This window comes from Psychrobacter sp. Choline-02u-9 (assembly GCF_002836505.1).
Lineage (GTDB): Bacteria > Pseudomonadota > Gammaproteobacteria > Pseudomonadales > Moraxellaceae > Psychrobacter.
This window is the reverse complement of the sequence record NZ_PJBF01000071.1, coordinates 1-19,225: the sequence shown is the minus strand read 5'-3', so window position 1 is coordinate 19,225 and position 19,225 is coordinate 1. Positions and strand designations below refer to the sequence as shown.

15 protein-coding genes are annotated in these 19,225 nt (G+C 42.2%); 6 read left to right on the top strand and 9 right to left on the bottom strand.

The window, feature by feature from the left end; all coding sequences use genetic code 11:
- Positions 1–59: 59 nt before the first annotated feature.
- Positions 60–320 (bottom strand): hypothetical protein, encoded by a 261-nt coding sequence (locus CXF69_RS14215; RefSeq protein WP_102078701.1) that lies wholly within the window; start codon positions 318–320, stop codon positions 60–62.
- A gap of 139 nt (positions 321–459) precedes the next feature.
- Positions 460–786 (bottom strand): hypothetical protein, encoded by a 327-nt coding sequence (locus tag CXF69_RS14210; RefSeq protein WP_102078700.1) that lies wholly within the window; start codon positions 784–786, stop codon positions 460–462.
- Positions 787–1,029: 243 nt separating this feature from the next.
- Between CXF69_RS14210 and CXF69_RS14205 the strand changes: the two genes are divergently transcribed.
- Both CXF69_RS14205 and CXF69_RS14200 read left to right on the top strand, forming a co-directional pair.
- On the top strand, positions 1,030–1,749 hold the full coding sequence (locus CXF69_RS14205) for a heavy metal response regulator transcription factor (RefSeq protein WP_102078699.1): 720 nt from the start codon (positions 1,030–1,032) through the stop codon (positions 1,747–1,749).
- Between the two features lies 1 nt (position 1,750).
- Positions 1,751–3,220, top strand: coding sequence for an ATP-binding protein (locus CXF69_RS14200; protein ID WP_102078698.1), 1,470 nt, complete (start codon positions 1,751–1,753; stop codon positions 3,218–3,220).
- A gap of 731 nt (positions 3,221–3,951) precedes the next feature.
- Here the strand turns inward: CXF69_RS14200 and CXF69_RS14195 are convergent.
- Positions 3,952–4,314, bottom strand: a complete 363-nt coding sequence (locus CXF69_RS14195) for a hypothetical protein (RefSeq protein WP_101204944.1) — start codon at positions 4,312–4,314, stop codon at positions 3,952–3,954.
- A 35-nt stretch (positions 4,315–4,349) separates the two neighbouring features.
- Between CXF69_RS14195 and CXF69_RS14190 the strand changes: the two genes are divergently transcribed.
- The gene (locus tag CXF69_RS14190; RefSeq protein ID WP_101204945.1) at positions 4,350–5,150 is read left to right on the top strand and encodes an SIR2 family NAD-dependent protein deacylase; all 801 of its coding nucleotides are present in this window, start codon (positions 4,350–4,352) and stop codon (positions 5,148–5,150) included.
- Between the two features lie 103 nt (positions 5,151–5,253).
- On the opposite strand, the gene CXF69_RS14185 is transcribed toward CXF69_RS14190, so the two are convergent.
- The 4 genes from CXF69_RS14185 to CXF69_RS14170 form a co-directional block, all read right to left on the bottom strand.
- Entirely contained in the window at positions 5,254–6,252 is a 999-nt protein-coding gene (locus CXF69_RS14185; protein ID WP_102078697.1) for an adenosine deaminase, read from the bottom strand.
- A 204-nt stretch (positions 6,253–6,456) separates the two neighbouring features.
- Positions 6,457–6,981 (bottom strand): TPM domain-containing protein, encoded by a 525-nt coding sequence (locus tag CXF69_RS14180; protein ID WP_102078696.1) that lies wholly within the window; start codon positions 6,979–6,981, stop codon positions 6,457–6,459.
- 70 nt (positions 6,982–7,051) lie between these two features.
- Positions 7,052–8,233 carry a TPM domain-containing protein gene (locus CXF69_RS14175; protein ID WP_102078695.1) on the bottom strand — a complete coding sequence of 394 codons (1,182 nt, stop codon included), beginning with the start codon at positions 8,231–8,233 and terminating at the stop codon, positions 7,052–7,054.
- A 123-nt stretch (positions 8,234–8,356) separates the two neighbouring features.
- Positions 8,357–8,989, bottom strand: coding sequence for a LemA family protein (locus CXF69_RS14170; protein ID WP_057758539.1), 633 nt, complete (start codon positions 8,987–8,989; stop codon positions 8,357–8,359).
- Between the two features lie 949 nt (positions 8,990–9,938).
- On the opposite strand from CXF69_RS14170, the gene CXF69_RS14165 reads away from it, so the two are divergent.
- Entirely contained in the window at positions 9,939–11,486 is a 1,548-nt protein-coding gene (locus CXF69_RS14165; protein ID WP_102078694.1) for an alanine/glycine:cation symporter family protein, read from the top strand.
- A 406-nt stretch (positions 11,487–11,892) separates the two neighbouring features.
- Here the strand turns inward: CXF69_RS14165 and CXF69_RS14160 are convergent, their stop codons facing one another.
- Together CXF69_RS14160 and CXF69_RS14155 are read right to left on the bottom strand one after the other, a co-directional pair.
- Positions 11,893–12,498 carry a fasciclin domain-containing protein gene (locus tag CXF69_RS14160; RefSeq protein ID WP_102078693.1) on the bottom strand — a complete coding sequence of 202 codons (606 nt, stop codon included), beginning with the start codon at positions 12,496–12,498 and terminating at the stop codon, positions 11,893–11,895.
- Positions 12,499–12,920: 422 nt separating this feature from the next.
- Positions 12,921–13,475: a fasciclin domain-containing protein gene (locus tag CXF69_RS14155; RefSeq protein ID WP_057758533.1), complete on the bottom strand. Its 555-nt coding sequence runs from the start codon at positions 13,473–13,475 to the stop codon at positions 12,921–12,923.
- Between the two features lie 719 nt (positions 13,476–14,194).
- Between CXF69_RS14155 and metH the strand changes: the two genes are divergently transcribed.
- A complete protein-coding gene (gene metH / locus CXF69_RS14150; protein WP_416375009.1) occupies positions 14,195–17,851 on the top strand; it encodes a methionine synthase in 3,657 nt (1,218 codons plus the stop codon).
- Positions 17,852–18,059: 208 nt separating this feature from the next.
- Positions 18,060–18,989, top strand: a complete 930-nt coding sequence (locus CXF69_RS14145; protein ID WP_102078691.1) for a bile acid:sodium symporter family protein — start codon at positions 18,060–18,062, stop codon at positions 18,987–18,989.
- The last annotated feature ends 236 nt before the right edge of the window (positions 18,990–19,225 follow it).

The following is a 19,225-nucleotide window of genomic DNA, read 5'->3' as shown; positions in this document are numbered from 1 at the left end:
ATTTTCCTAAAACTTTATTTTCGTTAAGTGTTGACTGCTATTTAGCAGAGCTAAAATTTTTAAGATTTACTGTCGTTAGTAACGCAGTTTTTTTGGTACATTTGCTTCATTTTACCCATGTTAGCCATCATTGCTTTCATAGCAGGATCTTTCATATCCATCTTGCTATGATCCATTTTTTCCATCATTTGCATGTTTTTCTCCATCTTTTCACAACTCATACTATCTTTTTTCGCATGCATCTCTGGAGAATGCGCCATAGCTGAGGTTGAAAGGATTAGAGCTACAGCAGTGGCAGCGATTGATTTAGATAATGACATAATTAATTCCTATTTATTTTATTAACGCCTGAGTCTGTTTAATGTCAAGACTGTTAAATTGGTTTAGATGATACCTTATTCTTTCTGACTGGTAGATGACAATAAGATTACAATATTGTCATCTTAACGTTTCTAGATTTTAATTCTTAATAGAATCCTTTAGTATGACTTGAGGGCTTCTATCGCGATCGCGACCATATTTGTTCACGAAATCCTTTTCAGACTGCAAGTGCTGATCTTGATGCTGAACTTCACAAGCAACTCTAGCATCGATATAGCTTTTCATTTCAGCATCCGATACATTTGCATTATTGTGATCTAGGTTTTTAGCAAACTTGGTAACGTTATCGCAGCTATCGATAATTGAAGTGCTTAGATTGGTCGTATGCGCATTAGCCGCTGTTACACCGATAAGCATCGATGCTGATAGTAGTACCGCTTTTTTGAATGAACCGTGAATTTTCATATAAAACCTCTTTTGTAAGTTGTTAGGTGTTTGAGTTATTAGGTCATTAAATTAATGACCTGTAAAAATAATTCATAGCTGCTAGATATTAGGAACGAGCAACTATGTTTCATTCATATAGATTAGCAAATGAAGACTGACAATCTGATTACGAGTACATGACATTTTTGTCAGTTACAAAACGTTTTTGTCATCTATATTGATTAGGATGTCAAAGAATCATAATCGTATTGAGGGGTTACTATGAAAATACTACTGGTAGAAGATGAGTTGAAACTAGGCGAGTATATAAAAAAAGGCTTAACGGAAGCTGGTTTTATTGTTGATCATCACCTAACAGGCCTAGATGGCTATCATGCATTGATGACAGAAGAGTTTAGCGTGATCCTAATGGATGTGATGCTGCCTGATGTTAGTGGATTTGAGCTGGTTCGCAATTACCGAGCAGCGGGTAAGCAAACACCTGTGCTCTTTCTAACGGCAAAAGATGACTTAAGCGATAAGATAAAAGGGATTGAGATTGGAGGCGATGATTATTTGACTAAGCCTTTTGCGTTTGCAGAACTGATCGTCAGAATAAAGAGTCTGTTACGACGCGCCAATCAGGCCGATTATCAAAGTACGATCCTGCAAATAGCAGATCTCAAGATGGATATTGCCAAGCGCACGGTACATAGAGGCGGCAAGCCTATTAAGCTCACGGCAAAAGAGTTTTCCTTACTACAGTTTTTATTAGAGCGCCGAGGTGAAGTGCTACCACGTACCGTGATCGCCTCCCAAGTATGGGATGTGAATTTTGATAACGATACGAATGTGATTGATGTGGCGATAAGGCGTCTGCGTATAAAAATAGACGATGGTCATGAGGCAAAGCTCATTCATACTGTGCGTGGAATGGGCTATCGCTTAGAGGCGCTGGCTACTGAGGTCCAAAGTGATGCGGACGGAGACGATTCTAAATAGCATGAACCATACACTCAGAAACCGGCGCTGGTCACTGCTATGGCGAACGATTTCCTTATTGACAGTCTTCGTTATTATCTCTCAGGTCATCATCTATGCGTGGGTGCAGCGCTCTGTGAGTGGACACTTTGAGCAAATGGACTCAGAGATTATCACCCATGCAGCTTTTAATCTGCGTAAACGCATGGTTAGTGTTAACGAGCCCATAGAACCATTCACAGTGTCAAAGTCCCAATCACTCATTGATGACAATCACTTGCATTCCTCTTGGCTGGATTATGATTTAAAAACTTTAGTAGCAGATAAAAAAGGCAAGTTATTATCCAGTGACCCCAGTAGTTTCATTCATAATTTGCCAGCCGATTTTAGCTTGTTATCACTATGGCAGGAACATCACGATCAGCAGTTTATGATCAAGATCAACAATAGGCATTACCGAGCCATTATTATTCCAAATCAAGAGATTTTGGCGTTTATTGCCCTACCTACCAATGTGCATCATCAATATCTTATCCAGTTTAATCGCCAGTTGAGCTTGATACTCACTGCCATCACTTTATTATTGGTTTCAGTAGCGGCATTAAGTGTGTATTGGGGTTTTGCACCTTTGTCCACTATCGTACAAAAAATGAAAGGCATAAACCTCCAAAGGTTAGACGAAAGAGTTGCGGTTGACGATATGCCGTTAGAACTGAGGCCACTAGCAGAATCTTACAATTCAATGATGGTCAAGCTTGAAAGTAACTTTGAGTCTTTGTCTCGGTTTTCAGACAATATTGCCCATGAGCTACGTACGCCAATAGCGACACTCAGCACGCAGACACAAGTCATGTTAAACAAACCAAGAGCTGGCGATGAATACATTGAGCAGCTACATCATCAGCATGACACGTTAGAGCAGCTGTCGGCCATGATAAACAATATGCTGCTACTGGCAAAAACCCAAAAAGGATTAAGTGACTCACAAATCAGTCACGTGGATACAGACAGCTTAATCACAAAGCTCGTTGATTACTATGAAATGATTGCAGAAGATCGAGGGATAACTTTTGAGAAATCGGGTAAGTTCGAAAGAGTATTAGGTGATGAAGGCTTATTGCAACGACTGTTTGCCAACCTGATGTCAAATGCGATTTATTATGCGGCTAGTAATAGCACTATTATGATATCCGCTACTGTCCTCACTTCAAGCACCTCGCTTAATGCGCCAAAAGACGATATTCAATCCCCAGAGCAGCTCTGGTTAAGAATAACTATGACCAACCGTCTAGACAAACCATTAAATCAGATTGAAGCCGATAAACTGTTTGAGCGATTCTATCGTCATGATAAGACTAGTCATAAGTACGCAGGTACAGGATTGGGATTGTCTATCGTGCAGGCCATCGCTAATGCCCATAAAGGTAAAGTCAGTATTACTATCAAAGATGAGTGTTTTTTTGAGGTTACTGTAGGATTATTGATGGCTTAACAAGGTAAATCAAAAGAAGATAAACTCAAAACGTTGTTGTCAAAAACTCAATATCAGAGTATTTGCAAGTGTAGTCCAGAACCGTTTCTTCAATGCATTCGAAAAATCGTTAAGATCTAAACTACGGCTGAAATACCTGACTATTTTTTCGAAATTATAGCAGCCCATTTCTACAGTAATTTATTCCAATATTACTTTGATGAGTTAATAATTCGCTTAATCAGTAATTTCTGAAAAAGTTAAGTATAAAATACGTACATTAATACTATAAAAAATGATTGAATTCTATACTTAACTAGTGACCAAAATTGATATCAATGTTGCTATAAAATACTTTAAAATACGCTAAACGTCATGGCATAAAATTCTTCCTATCCCTTTATTTATAACGTATAGTAGGTTTATATACATCAAAGTCATTTAACGAAATATGGTGGTTCTAGCCTCCGAAGCCGAGGGTCGTGGGTTCGATTCCCGCCGAGCGCACCAATCATACTGTTTACAATCTTGCTCTACCCTTCTCTTAGTACTATCTTAAACTTCCTATACTTATTAAACCTACATATCAGAATATTTGTAGTTTTTCTGTGCTTGTATACTTCTAGTGCTCTCACCTATAGTCGATTCAGTATAATTTGGATACAAGGAAGCCGAGTGAAAGTACTACAAGTAGTAGATTGAGCGAGACTGACACCGTAGCCAATTTATAGAGGATTGACTATATAGCAAAATTACTCTGCATCCTGTAGATTGGCAGTCAATTGAGCACGGCTAGGTATACGGTGATAATTAATCACTGGCACATCACCCAAACGGCGCTGACCCTCAGCAATCTTTTTATCAATCGTAATCATCGCAATTTTTTTATCTTGTTTGCTAACGAGCAAATGATTTGCCTTACATGTGACTCGATAATCAGCAAAATGCTGTTTTAATATCGTTAATGTTTTTTGCAGCGCATCATTCGGTGTTGCATTTTTTGATTTTGCGCCGCTATGCTTTTCGCCTGCTTTTACACCTCGTGACTTTGCCACGAACCATAAAACTGCGATGACAGCGAACAATATGACAAGCCACCAAATACCGTCTATCATAAGTAAAAACATCCATTATTAGCAAGGGTTGGCTCATGTTAGCAGAATTATCACCAGCGTTAATAGCAGAAGTAAAACTTGCAGCCCATCTACTGGCATCCAAACAGCGTATCTGCATTCTGACTGGGGCTGGCATTTCAGCAGAAAGTGGCATCCCAACGTTTCGGGATAAGCAAACAGGACTGTGGGAGAACTACGGTGTCGAAGACCTAGCCACTCCTGAAGCATTCACTCGTGATCCAAAGTTGGTGTGGTCATGGTATCAATGGCGTCGGCAAATGGTCGCAGACAAAGCGCCAAATCCCGCCCATCATGTGTTGGCTCAATGGCAGTATCATGCGCAAACCTCCGATCAGCAGCTGACACTCATCACCCAAAATGTCGATGATTTGCACGAGCAAGCTGGTAGCGCAGTGACTCACCTGCATGGTCATCTTTGGCGCAATCGCTGTGGTCAGTGTGAGATACCCTATCAAGATCAATCGAGAGCATCGTACGATAATCAAGGCACTATGAGCTTTGATGAATCACTGCTTAACTGTCCGCATTGCGACGGTTATATTAGACCAGATATTGTTTGGTTTGGCGAAGCTCTACCTGTACAGGCATGGCAGACTGCCGAAGAAGCTGCAGCTAATTGCGAGGTGTTTATCAGTATCGGTACCTCAAGCTTGGTTTATCCTGCTGCTGGATTGGCACAATTAGCCAAACAGAATGGCGCGCAAGTTATTGAGATAAACCCTGATCCAACACCAAATACTATTGTCGATATCACATTAGCAGAAAAAGCAGGAATCGTTTTGCCGCTGCTTATAGCAGAGATTACTACTTTATAAACACTACTACTTATAAACATTGCTGCATGACAGACAATAAAAAAGGCTTAACGATTTGTATAAACCGTTAAGCCTTTGCTACTAATAACAAACTCGTTACAGCTTATTTCAATGCAAGATCAACTCTCGCCAAGTAAGCTTCTTTTAACTCATCATTGATAAATGCCGATTTAAACGAGTTTTTTACTAATGTAATAACATCGTCTTCCGTAATTGGTAGGTTCTCATACAGATTGATGAAATTTTGATTCACGTAACCTTTGAAGTACGCAGGGTCGTCTGAATTAACACTGATATTTAGACCATAATCTAAAAGCTCTTTAATATTGTGCTCTTTATAAGTCTCGAAAACTTTTAGCTCGATGTTTGAGTTCGGGCAAACGGTCAGTGGCATTTGCTCATCTTTGAGTCTTTGCATCAACTCTGGGCTTTTTATAGATTGCACACCGTGATCAATTCTATTGATATTCAATAAATCTAGCGCTTCGTAGATATACGAAAAGTCTGCTTCTTCGCCTGCGTGAGCAACCAACTTAAAGCCTTCTTCTTTAGCTTTTTGGAAGACCTCTTTAAACTTCGATGGCGGGTTGCCTAATTCTGATGAGTCCAGACCCACACCGATAATGTCGTCTTTATAGTCCAGTGCTTGCTCTAACGTTTCAAAAGCTTCTTCTTGCGATAAATGACGCAAAAAACACATGATGATGCATGATGTGATACCGTATTTTGCTTTGGCATCTGCCAGTGCTTCTTTAATACCTGTGATTACTGCTTCAAAAGGCACGCCGCGATCGGTATGCGTCTGTGGGTCAAAGAATATCTCTGTATGGATGACATTGTCTTCGACACATTTAAGAATATACTCCCACGTCAAATCATAAAAATCATCTTTTGTGAGCAGAACGTTTGCGCCCGCATAATAGATATCTAAAAAGGTCTGTAGATTGGTGAAGTTATAAGCACTGCGTACATCTTCGATATCTTTGTAAGGTATCTCTACGTTGTTCTTTTTGGCCAATCTAAACATCAGCTCAGGCTCTAGCGAACCTTCAATATGTAGATGAAGTTCAGCTTTCGGTAGTTTCTTTACTAACTCAATCATAGTATTCCAATAATGGCGTTATCGGGACGAGCCATCGTAAATGTTGCAAAGTAAGATAATCAAACCATGCATATACAAGGCACTATCTGTCCCAGAACCATTATTTTAACACTAAAAGTATATTGCCTAAAACAAAACCCTTTGACCGTATAGATAACCTGTTTATAAAAGTAAGCGTCTTAATAAAACCACACCAGACACACACTACTTTAGAAATACCACTGTATCGGACAGCTCATTGCCTTCTGGATCATGCTCTAGGTGATAATATTGACGTAGCACCTGCCCCACTTCGTCTAGCAGTTCAGCCAAGCTCTCTTCTGTTTTTTGAGTAGCAATACCAGATACCGCTTTTTCACACATGGCATTCCATACAGTCGGACTAACATGAGCACTAATACCGCGGTCTGCGACAATCTCTAGTTTACGCTCGCATATATTGACATAGATCAAGACGCCCGTATTTTCTTCCGTGTCCCAGACGCGATATTCGCTAAACAAATCAATCGCACGTTCACGGCAGTTCATGCGATAGGCCTCTTGGATAGGCAGATGGTTTTCTACGATTAAGAACACTTCACCACGATGCCCACGTTCGGCTCGTGTCACAGCATCTGTTAAGCGTGCCTTGGATTCTGTTGTTAGCCACTTACTATGTAATAAAGGGACGAACAAAACTTGACGCCACCAGCGGGCAAAACTGGGGTTTGAAGCGTTGTCTTCTACCATTATATTATTTCCTCAAGTACGTCATTTCGATGGTTATGTAGAGTTTATTTTGTTTGAGTGTGTGGAATACTTACCACGAGCCACCTGCACCGCCGCCGCCGAAACCACCGCCGCCGCCGCCAAAGCCGCCTCCTCCGAAACCACCACCGCCAAAGCCGCCTCCACTACCGCCGCCCATACCGGGTAAGAAAATCATGCCGCCTCTGCGCCCACCTTTACCGCCGCCGCCTTTTCCACCGCCACCGCCGCGTGAGATCAAAAACATCCAGATGAAGATTGCCATAATCAGTGTCATGAAGAAACCGCCGCCTAAAGCCATCGAACCTGCAAAAAACCCGCCAGCGGTAATAATAGAACCAAATACTCGACCCAATATATTAGTAATAAAGCTACCAAAAATCATCGCCATGATAAATAAGAAAATAGGTGATGGCAGCTCGTCTGAGCTTTGCTGGGCAGTACGTTCTGCAGCTTGTGCATCAGCACGGGCTAAGACTTCAGGGTCAGCAGTTAAGCGCGTTTTGAGCGATTCAACGCCAGCGATTATCCCTGCACCATAGTTATTTTGCTTAAATAACGGCGTGATATCTTCTCGAATGACGCGGTTAACCGCTGCATCTGGTAAGACGCCTTCTAGTCCATAACCCGTTAGGATATACATATCACGGTCATTGACAGCGACCACAATTAGCAGACCGTCATCGATAGCTTCATCACCCAGTTCCCACTTCTCAGCAACTTGCAAGGCATAATCAAATATTGGTACGCCATTGGTAGTTGGTACGATAACCACCGCTGCTTGTGCTAATCCCTGCTGATAGATACTTCGAAGCTGAGCCTCTAGACGTAGCTTCTCTTGGGGATTTAAAATATTGGCCTGATCAACGACTGGTTCATTGAGTATCAACTTATCAGCGTCAACACCCTCGGCACTGGAGCGTACTGGTGGCTGATCGGTTTGAGCATTGGCAGTACCATTTGCTGCGCTTTGGTTATCTGCGTTTTGATTGATAGCGTCGTTGCCGAGCACCGCTTCATTGATAGCATCGTTATTTAATACAGCATCATTGATTGCTTCGTTAGACTCGCCTGCTTTAGCAACGGCCACCAACTCTTCGACACTACGGTTTTGCAGATCCGAGGTGCTATCTGTCGCCACCGCTGTATCATTGGGTGCAGCGTGCAATACAGGCACGCTGACGACACCTAACGTAAACAGTAATGCTGATAAGATTGCTTTTGAATTATTCATCTAATCTATACCACCTCAGATAACATCTTTACCAATTGATAGACTCTAACTAATCATCATCGAACCATTAGCTAAATGAACAGAGCTGCCTATGCTGCTCTGTCGTCACATTAATTCTAAATTTTATTCAGCAGACTTTTCTGTAGAGTCGCCAAAATCAACACTTGGTGCGGTTGAAATCGCCTCTTCATTGGCCACACTAAAGTTGGGCTTAGTGTCCATACCAAATACTTTAGCAGTGATGTTAGTTGGGAACTGACGTACCGTTGTATTGTATCCCTGCACTTCTTGGATATAACGGTTACGAGCCACAGCAATACGGTTCTCAGTACCTTCTAACTGTGCCTGCAAATCTTGAAACAGTGCATCTGACTTTAGATCCGGGTAACGCTCAGACACCGCCATCAAACGTGACAATGCCCCTGTCATCTGCTCTTGCGCCGCTGCATAACGCTCCATCGCTTCTGGATCATTGAGTACTTCTGGCGTCACCGTGATGCCGCCTGCACGTGAGCGAGCTTCTGCCACTTGGGTGAAGACCTCTTGCTCTTGCTCGGCGTATTGCTGTACGACTTTGACTAAGTTTGGCACCAAATCAGAACGGCGCTGATACTGGTTGACCACTTCTGACCATGAAGCAGTGACCTGCTCATCTTGTGCTTGCAGGTTGTTGTAGCCACAGCCGCTTAGACCAACCGTAGAGGTTGTCAATAAAGCGGCTAGCAACATCGGCTTCATAATAGATTTACGCGTCATTGTTGATTCTCCTAATAATGATAAATATCCAGTACCACGTTTTTAATATTTTTAAGTTTTCTTGGTATTCATACGGCAGTCATACGCTCTATATATTGTATATCTGCGCATCACTCTATCAGCATGATATCAAAAGAAGTTGTCCTAATGATGGCGTTATACACGGCTTTTTACAATTGACCGTTACCAAAACACAACCGCATAGCGTTAACGATAACGCGTTTTTATCATGATAGATATAAAGCAAAAATCTAACAGTCTGGCGCAATCAGACTAAATGTTATGAAAGTACAAACAATTATTTATATATTATGCAAATCTTGCTAATGTATCTGCTAAATAAAATACGAATATATCTACCGTCTATAAAGAAATTTCTAGTAATTAGTACAAAAATATGGCAAATTGCAGTTACGTAGCCGTACGGTTTGAATACATTTGGTAGTGGACTTATAGTTTGATTAGTATTAGCGAGTTGTTAATTTTTTAATAAAAACATCAATTAACTGTCAAATTATCGCTTAATACTATCAATTCGCCATACCAGTCATGTATTTATTCAAGACAGCTCATAGTAAGTTGAATGCCATCATGGTGATGGATATTTAATTATATAACCGCCTGTTTTATCCGCCGGTCAACTTATGACTCATCTGATGTGTAACATGATGATAGAAGACCGCAGTAGTTGAGGTTGTAGAATAATAGTAAACGCAGCTGATATTTATATTGTCAGTGATAAGCGCTATGCAAATAGTCCGTATTACTGACGAGATACGCGGGTAAATACAGACAACTACAGTCCATTCTTGGTGGCCAAGCACATGAGACTTAGACAACAAATAAGTCGATGCAGAGACTTTAACTGCTTAACTTAAATAAGTAAGTTAACCAGTTAGTTTACTCCTAGCAAACAGTGCCACCTTGAGACAGTACTAGGAACATAAATATGGAAGGTTTAGTTAACTTAGTAAATGGAATTATTTGGAGCCCAGCGCTGATTTATCTCTGCTTGGGTGCCGGTCTGTTCTATTCCATTATGACGCGCTTTGTACAAGTACGTCTATTCGGTGAGATGATCAAACTCCTATTCACTGGTAAATCTAGTGCACAGGGTATCTCATCATTTCAGGCACTTGCCGTCTCACTCGCCGGTCGTGTGGGTATGGGTAACATCGCTGGGGTAGCTGCTGCTATCGGCTTCGGTGGCCCAGGTGCCGTTTTCTGGATGTGGATCGTAGCCTTCCTAGGCGCATCTACAGCCTATGTCGAATCTACTCTTGCTCAGATTTATAAAGAAAAAGATGTGGTAACTGGCGAATATCGCGGTGGCCCAGCTTATTACTTTGAACGTGCCCTTGGTCAAAAGTGGTACGGTATCCTCTTCGCAATCGCTTCTATTTTATCATGTGGTATGTTCTTACCTGGTGTACAGGCGAACGGTGTTATCAGTGCATTTGCACAGGTAATGGGCGAAGGTACGATCATGAACGTTGCAGGCCTAGAAGTTGGCTCTATGCGTTTGGTCGGCTTGGCTATCATCTTAGTCGTGCTAGGTATCATCATTTTCGGTGGTATTAAGCGTATTGCAACCTTTACTGAGTTTGCAGTACCTTTCATGGCATTAGGTTATATTGCCCTAGCACTAATCATCATGTTCAGCAACTTCAGCTTGATTCCAGATGTCTTTGGTATGATCGTTGGTGATGCATTCACTGCACAAGCAGGTTTTGGTGCTGCTATCGGTTGGGGTGTGAAACGTGGCATCTACTCTAACGAAGCTGGTCAGGGTACAGGTCCTCACGCTGCTGCTGCTGCTGAAGTTGAGCATCCATCACAGCAAGGTCTCGTTCAGGCATTCTCAGTATATGTTGATACATTACTAGTATGTTCTGCTACTGCATTCATGATCTTGTCTACTGGTATGTACAACATTCAAGGTACGCTACCAGATGGTCAGTTCATCGTACAGAACGTTGCTGCTACTACTGAAATCAATGCTCCTGCGTTCACGCAAATGGCAATGGAATCTGTATACGGTACGTTTGGTAATGCCTTTATCGCAATCGCTGTATTCTTCTTTGCCTTTACAACGATTTTGGCTTACTACTACATCGCTGAAGTAAACGTCGCTTACTTAACACGTTTCCTCGGTCGTAGTGCGAACAGAACTGGTCTATTCCTAGTGAAAGTGCTTATCATGGCGATGGTTGCTTATGGTGGTCTAAACTCAGCTGGTTATATCTGGGCAATCGGTGATATCGGTGTTGGTCTTATGGCTTGGCTTAACATTGTTGGTATTCTTGTCATCTTCATCGTGGCTCGTCCAACACTTACTATGCTTAAAGACTACGAAGCTCAGCGTAAAGCTGGCGTCACTCGCTATAGTTTTGACCCTGCTAAATTCGGCATCAAAAACGCACCGTATTGGGAAGAGCGTCATCTAGCACAGCAAAAAAGCATGAACGCTGATCCATTACGTAAAGACAATGTGTAAGTCAATTTAATAAGATTGCTATTTAATCTTATTGAATAAACAAAAAGCCCGAGACCATGTTCTCGGGCTTTTTTGTTTGGATAGTTTTCTACACCACTACAGAATAGCTTACCGAAAAAACATCAAGATTCCTATTTATAAAGCCTGGTTTAGTATCACAAAACCCCTCTTTTACCTCTCAAAGTTAACCTGTCTTTGAAATAATATATGACAGTCACCTTATTTTTTTTCATCCTCTCTTATAAATCTTACCTTAGTGTTTTATGACCTTATTTTTATTAGGTAGCCGTACCAGTATAGGTAAACTACAGTTCCCCTATTTTTAATTCATAGACGTAAAAAAGCCTAGCGCAATGGCCAGGCTTTCTTTAATTTATAGATTATGAATCTACATATAATAAATAGCTTATTCAGGCATTAATACTGCATCGATAGTGTGGACCACACCATTGGTTGCCATGATATCTGTACCAGTGATATTTGCTGTGTTACCAGTAGCATCAGTAATTACGTTGTCTTCACTGATAGTAATGGTTTTACCGTTCGCTGTTTCGATCTCAGTACCGTATGGGATATCAGCCGCTTTAACTTCCATTGCTAGTACATGGTAAGGAAGGACAGTTTTTAGCAAGTCCGTATTGGCCAATAACTCTTCTTTAGTCACGCCTAATTTTTCTAGTACTGGAGCAAACGCATCATCAGTTGGGGCAAATACAGTATGCTTAGTTTCTTCCATTAGCATAGTATCAAGACCAGCAGCCTGTAGCGCAGCGGTTAAAATAGTTAGATTTCCGTTTTCTGCTGCGATTTCAGCGATAGTTTGAGTCGCTTCCATATCCATCTCGGCCATTGGCTCTGCTTCAACAGCTTCTGTCTCAGCAACTGGCTCAACTGCCATTTCTTCAGTGGCTTCTGGTTCAGTTGGCTCTGCAACAGTTTCAGTATCGTTACACGCTGCTAGTGACATGGCTGCGGTTACAACTGCGATAGATAACAAGTTCTTCTTTAACATAGGTAATTCCTTTTTGGATAAATAATTGATTAAGGGATTTATTTAAATTAATAATTTTCGATAAATATAATAGCGACTGACAACCAATAGATGTACCAATTACTCAGTCATACTATTTAGTCCGTTATATTGATAGTTCTCAGTCTAACTGTTTAATTTTCAAATGGTATTTACTTAGGTAGCAACACTGTATCAATCACGTATATAGCATTGTTTGCTTGTATATCAGTTATTGCGATATTTGAGACAAAATGCTGTTGATTAACTACTTTTAGATGTCTGTTTTAAAATTCAAACCTAAACAGAAACTTATATAGATCAAACCCTAAATTCTAAAACAGCCATTGTCTGATAATGAAATCATCACAAACAATGGCTGTTTAGTCTTGCAATAAATACAGTTGATATGCCTCAGCTAATACTTATTTAGGCAACAACACTCTATCGATTACATGGACAACACCATTGTTGGCAGCGATATCAGTCTTCACGATATTCGTTGTGCGACCGTTTTCATCCATTAATTTGCCTTCTTTGGTTACCATCAACGTGTCTTTACTAGCGGTCATCACGTTGCCAGGTTTCACGTCTTTGGCATACATCGCCATATCACCAGCGACTACGTGATAACCCAATACTTTGGTCAATAGTGGCTTATTAGCGAATAGCTGTGCTTTGGTCATACCAGTTTCTTGCAATGCTTGCATAAAGGCAGCATTGGTCGGTGCAAACACCGTATAGTGGGCGTTAGGATCAGACAACATATCGACTAGACCTGCTGCTTGTACCGCTTCTACCAATACTGAGAAATCAGGATTGCTTTGGGCAATTTGTACAACATTCATCTTAGCCATACTCTGACTATGCATTGGTGCTTTCATATCGCCCGTCTTTGCTGGCATCATATTATTACAAGCACTTAGACCTGCAATTGAGATAGCCAATGTACCGATGGTGGCAATTTTAGTAAGTTTCATAACATTTTCCTTAATGATTTGAATTTCTTTGACGTTGGTATTGTTTCAACTATGATATTACTGTCTTACAGATCATCCTGCCTGCTAATGCCATTTGCTCACTGTACTGCACTGCTAATACCGATACTTTTGATACAAGTTATTGCTAATAAATGAGCCTATATTTATAAGTAGGACTTACTAAGACCTTGTATTTCTGAAATTAAATTAACATGTAAGCAATCTTTATCAACCTGCCTTTGCGCAATTTTTTGTGGTATGGGTGTAAATTCTGTCTGACTTCTGAGCGTTCCCGTTGGCTTTCATTTGCAAAAGAAAAGCTTTATGTAAGCCCTTAGCGAAATGATATTCATTTGTGCGTATCTGCTTTATGAAATAGACTCTAATACCTTGATTTGTTACTTAGCTCTCCTCTTATTTATCTATTGCCAAAGAGGAATATGCAGTATCCCTATGTAGCAAACTTTTCATGCTAAAATAATGCAAATTTGCGGTCCTCTTCGTGAGACTCTGCACGCTACTGGTTTGTTATTCCTTCTTTTTTTAATAATTACGATATAAGCAGCACACCTATGATTCCAACGACGACCTCACCAACCGATTCTCATACCGATACCGCCTCTAGTTCCTCATCCGCTAATGACTTTATATTAACGCCGCCTGCTGTATTTCCATTTAAAGAGCAGCAGCTAACCGCACGTGCACGTATTACTGAGCAGATGGCATCACGCATTTTGATGTTAGACGGTGCGATGGGTACGCAGATTCAGACCTATAAGCTAGAAGAAGCGGATTATCGTGGTGAGCGTTTTGCTGATATCGACCAAGATGTACGCGGCAATAATGACCTGCTGGTACTGACTCAGCCGCACATGATTAAAGACATTCATCACGATCATCTGCTAGCGGGCGCTGATATTATCGAGACCAATACCTTTAATGGTACGCGTCTGTCGATGGCTGACTATGATATGCAGTATTTGGTCCCAGAACTGAACAGGACGGCGGCCAAAATTGCTCGAGAAGCAGCGGATGAATTTACCGCAACAACGCCTGAGAAACCGCGCTTCGTTGCAGGTGTCGTGGGTCCGACGTCACGTACGTGCTCGCTATCGCCTGATGTCAATGATCCTGCGTTTCGTAATATTACCTTTGATGAGTTGGTACTCAACTACCGTGAAGCGACCTTATGCCTGATAGAAGGCGGCGTCGATATCATCTTGATTGAGACGATCTTTGATACGCTAAATGCCAAAGCGGCGATATTTGCGATCACTGGTGTGTTTGACGATATTGGCTTTGAGTTACCAATTATGATTTCGGGTACGATTACCGATGCGTCAGGTCGCACGCTATCTGGTCAAACGGCCGAAGCATTTTATAACTCTATCCGCCACGCCAAGCCATTGTCCGTTGGCTTTAACTGTGCGCTAGGTGCTGATGCGCTGCGTCCCCATATTCAGACATTGTCAAACATCGCTGATACCTACGTCTCTGCGCATCCAAACGCTGGTCTGCCCAATGAATTTGGTGAGTATGATGAAACCGCTGAAGAAACGGCTGCCCTACTCGAAGGGTTTGCCAAAGCAGGTATCTTAAACATCGTCGGCGGCTGCTGTGGTACGACGCCTGAGCATATCCGTCAAATTGCTAAAGTCGTGGCGAACTATCCACCGCGTGTCATTCCTGAGATAGCACCTGCCTGCCGCTTGTCAGGACTCGAACCATTTACCATCAACTCTGATAGCTTGTTTGTCAATGTCGGTGAGCGTACCAACGTCACAGGCTCCAAAAAATTCCTACGCTTGATTAAAACCGAAGCCTATACCGAAGCACTCGATGTCGCTCGCGATCAGGTCGAGGGCGGCGCGCAAATCGTCGATATTAATATGGACGAAGGCATGCTCGACTCCAAGCAGGCGATGATTCACTTCGTCAACTTAGTTTCAGGCGAACCAGACATCAGCCGTGTGCCACTGATGATTGACTCGTCTAAATGGGATATTATCGAAGAAGGTCTTAAACGTACGCAGGGTAAATCGGTCGTCAACTCTATTTCGCTAAAAGAAGGTCATGCTGAGTTCGTTGAGCGAGCCAAATTATGTATGCGTTATGGTGCCGCGATTATCGTTATGGCATTTGATGAAGATGGACAGGCTGACACTTATGAGCGCAAGATTGAAATATCTAAACGCAGCTATGATGTACTGGTTAACGAAGTGGGTTTCCCATCAGAAGACATTATCTTTGACCCAAATATCTTTGCCGTTGCAACAGGTATCACCGAGCATAATAACTATGGCGCTGACTTTATCAATGCCACACGTTGGATTACGGAAAACCTGCCAAATGCGATGGTCTCGGGCGGCGTATCCAACGTCTCGTTTAGTTTCCGTGGTAACCCAATCCGTGAAGCGATCAACTCCGTATTCTTATACCACGCGATCAAAAACGGCCTGACCATGGGTATCGTCAACCCAGCCATGCTTGAGCTGTACGATGATATTCCAAAGGAAGCTCGTGATGCCATCGAAGACGTCATGCTCAACCGCAATCAAGGTGAGACTGGTCAAGATGCAACTGAACGTCTAATGACCGTCGCTGAAAACTATCAAGATGGCGGTAAGAAAAAAGACAGTACCGTCGATATGAGCTGGCGCGAAGGTACGGTAGAAGAACGTATCGCCCACGCACTGGTCAAAGGCGTGACCACCTTTATCGAAGCGGATACCAAAGAAGCGTGGGAGAAGTATCCTAAACCGCTAGAAGTCATTGAAGGGCCACTGATGGACGGTATGAATATCGTCGGTGACCTATTCGGTGCGGGTAAAATGTTCCTACCGCAAGTCGTAAAATCTGCCCGTGTAATGAAGCAATCGGTCGCATGGCTAAACCCGTATATCGAAGCGGAAAAAGTCGAAGGCGAAGTCAAAGGTAAAATCCTAATGGCAACCGTCAAAGGCGACGTCCATGATATCGGTAAAAATATCGTCGGTGTGGTACTCGGCTGTAACGGCTATGATATCGTCGATTTGGGCGTCATGGTGCCATGTGAAAAAATCCTCGATACTGCCATCGCAGAAAAAGTTGATATCATCGGTCTGTCTGGTCTGATTACCCCAAGTCTCGATGAGATGGTCTATGTCGCCAAGCAAATGCAAGAGCGCGGCATGACACTACCATTAATGATTGGGGGTGCAACGACGTCGAAAGCGCATACTGCCGTCAAGGTCGAGCCGCAATATCAAAACGATGGCGTCATCTATGTATCGGATGCTTCGCGCTCAGTCGGTGTGGTGACCAAATTACTATCAAAAGAACACCGTCAAGCGCTCATCGATGAGACACGCGAAGAGTATGTCAAAGTGCGTGAGCGTCTGGCTAAGCGTCAACCAAAAGCTGCCAAAGTCACCTATGCCGAATCAGTCAAGATTGGCTTTCAGTATGATTGGGAAACCTATGTGCCACCAGTGCCAAATAAACTAGGACAAGTGATATTGGATGACTATCCAATCGCGAATCTGCTGCCTTATATTGACTGGACACCATTCTTCATCTCTTGGGGTCTGACCGGTAAATACCCGAAAATATTGCAAGATGATGTGGTTGGTGAAGCGGCTCGCGATTTGTTTGAAAATGCAGAAGAGCTACTACAAAAGATGATTGATGAAAAATCAATCGTAGCGAAAGGTGTGTTTAAACTGATGCCAGCGCGCCGTACTGGCGCAGATACCGTCACTGTATATGACAATGACCCACAAAATGGTGGTAAACCGACCTACCAGTTTGAGCACTTACGTCAGCAAAGCGACAAGGCAAGCGGCAAGCCTAACTTTAGCTTGGCAGACTTTATCTCACCATCAGACACCCACACTGATCACTTGGGCGGCTTTACTGTCTCAATCGTCGGTACAGAAGCACTCGCTGAGCAATACAAAACAGCAGGCGATGACTATAATGCCATTATGGTACAGGCGCTGTCTGACCGTTTAGCCGAAGCATTCGCCGAACATCTACATGAGCTAATTCGTAAAGAATATTGGGGCTATCAGCCGACCGAGTCACTCACCAATGATGAGATGATTAAAGAGAAATATGTCGGCATCCGCCCTGCACCTGGCTACCCTGCCTGCCCTGAGCATACCGAAAAAGGTAAATTGTTTGACTGGCTCGGTACGGTCGATGCTATCGGTACGACGTTGACTGAAAGCTATGCAATGTGGCCTGCGTCATCAGTCAGCGGATTCTATTACTCGCATCCTGATAGCGAGTACTTCAATGTCGGAAAAATCAGCCGTGATCAGTTAGAAAATTATGCTGAGCGTAAAGGCTGGGATATGAAAACGGCTGAGAAGTGGTTAAATCCGAATTTGTAGTCGATTGGCTAATCAAGTGATAGAAATCTGATAGTTATTTTTTGGCTTACTCATTTAATATGGGTAAGCCATTTTTTATGGCAGTCTATTTTGCCCACCATCAGCAAACTTATCGCTACGTTCATAGCAAAATACTTTCATCATTTGCTAACAATAACCATGCTAGATTATTGTCTATTCTATTATTATTGTTTTTGTGAGATAGGCTATGAATCAGATTGCATTACTTTCTAGTTGGATTGGCAAAACCTTTGCAATCTGGGCATTGGTCAGTGCTATTTTGGGATTTATTTTTCCTGAATTTTTTACCTCGTTGGCTTTTTTGATCGTTCCCATACTTGGCATCATTATGTTTGGGATGGGCATGACACTCAAAACGGAAGATTTCCTAGAAATTGTCAAACGACCAAAGCCTGTACTGGTAGGGCTATTAGCACAGTTCACGCTCATGCCTTTGATCGCTTACCTATTAACGGTCATCTTCAACCTTGATCCTTTAATCGCAGTCGGTGTTATCTTGGTAGGTTGTTGCCCGGGTGGTACTTCTAGTAATGTGATTACGTTCTTAGCCAAAGGTGATGTGGCATTGAGTGTGGCGATTACCTCTATCTCTACCCTGCTTGCGCCTTTTCTGACCCCGATTCTATTAAATGTGTTTGCTGGTCAGCTGATCGACATCGACCTAGCCAGTATGATGATGACCATTACGAAAATCGTTATCTTGCCCATATTACTGGGTGTTATCTTTCATAAGTTTCTGGGTAAAAAGATCGAGTTCGTCACCGAGGTATTACCGATGGTGTCGGTATTGGGTATCTCTATTATTATAGCGGCAGTGGTGGCAGTATCTAAAGCGACTATTCTAGACAGCGGTGCTATCGTATTTATCGTGGTTGCCTTACATAATATGATGGGTTATACCTTAGGATATGTAATCGCTCGTTTGTCCGGCTTTACGGAGAAACAACGCCGCGCCATTATGGTAGAGGTAGGCATGCAAAACTCTGGTCTGGGCGCTGCCCTTGCGGCAACTTATTTCAATCCTGTCGCGGCCTTACCTAGTGCGATATTTAGTGTCTGGCATAACTTTAGTGGCGCGTTGGTTGCGAATATTTTTGCTAAAAGAGATGCTAAGTAAGCCATAGTTTCTCTTATTTGCATTCAAAGAGTAAACATTTCAATGTCGGTAAGACAAGCTGCGATCAGTTAGAGAATTATATGTCGCGTAAAGACTGGGACATGAAAACGGCTGAGAAGCGGTTAAATTCGAATCTATAAAACTAGATGATTTATTATGCAATGATTTTCTGAAAAATACATGTAGCTATAGAATTTAAATCTGTCTCTTATACAATCTCCGAGCCCACGAGACTA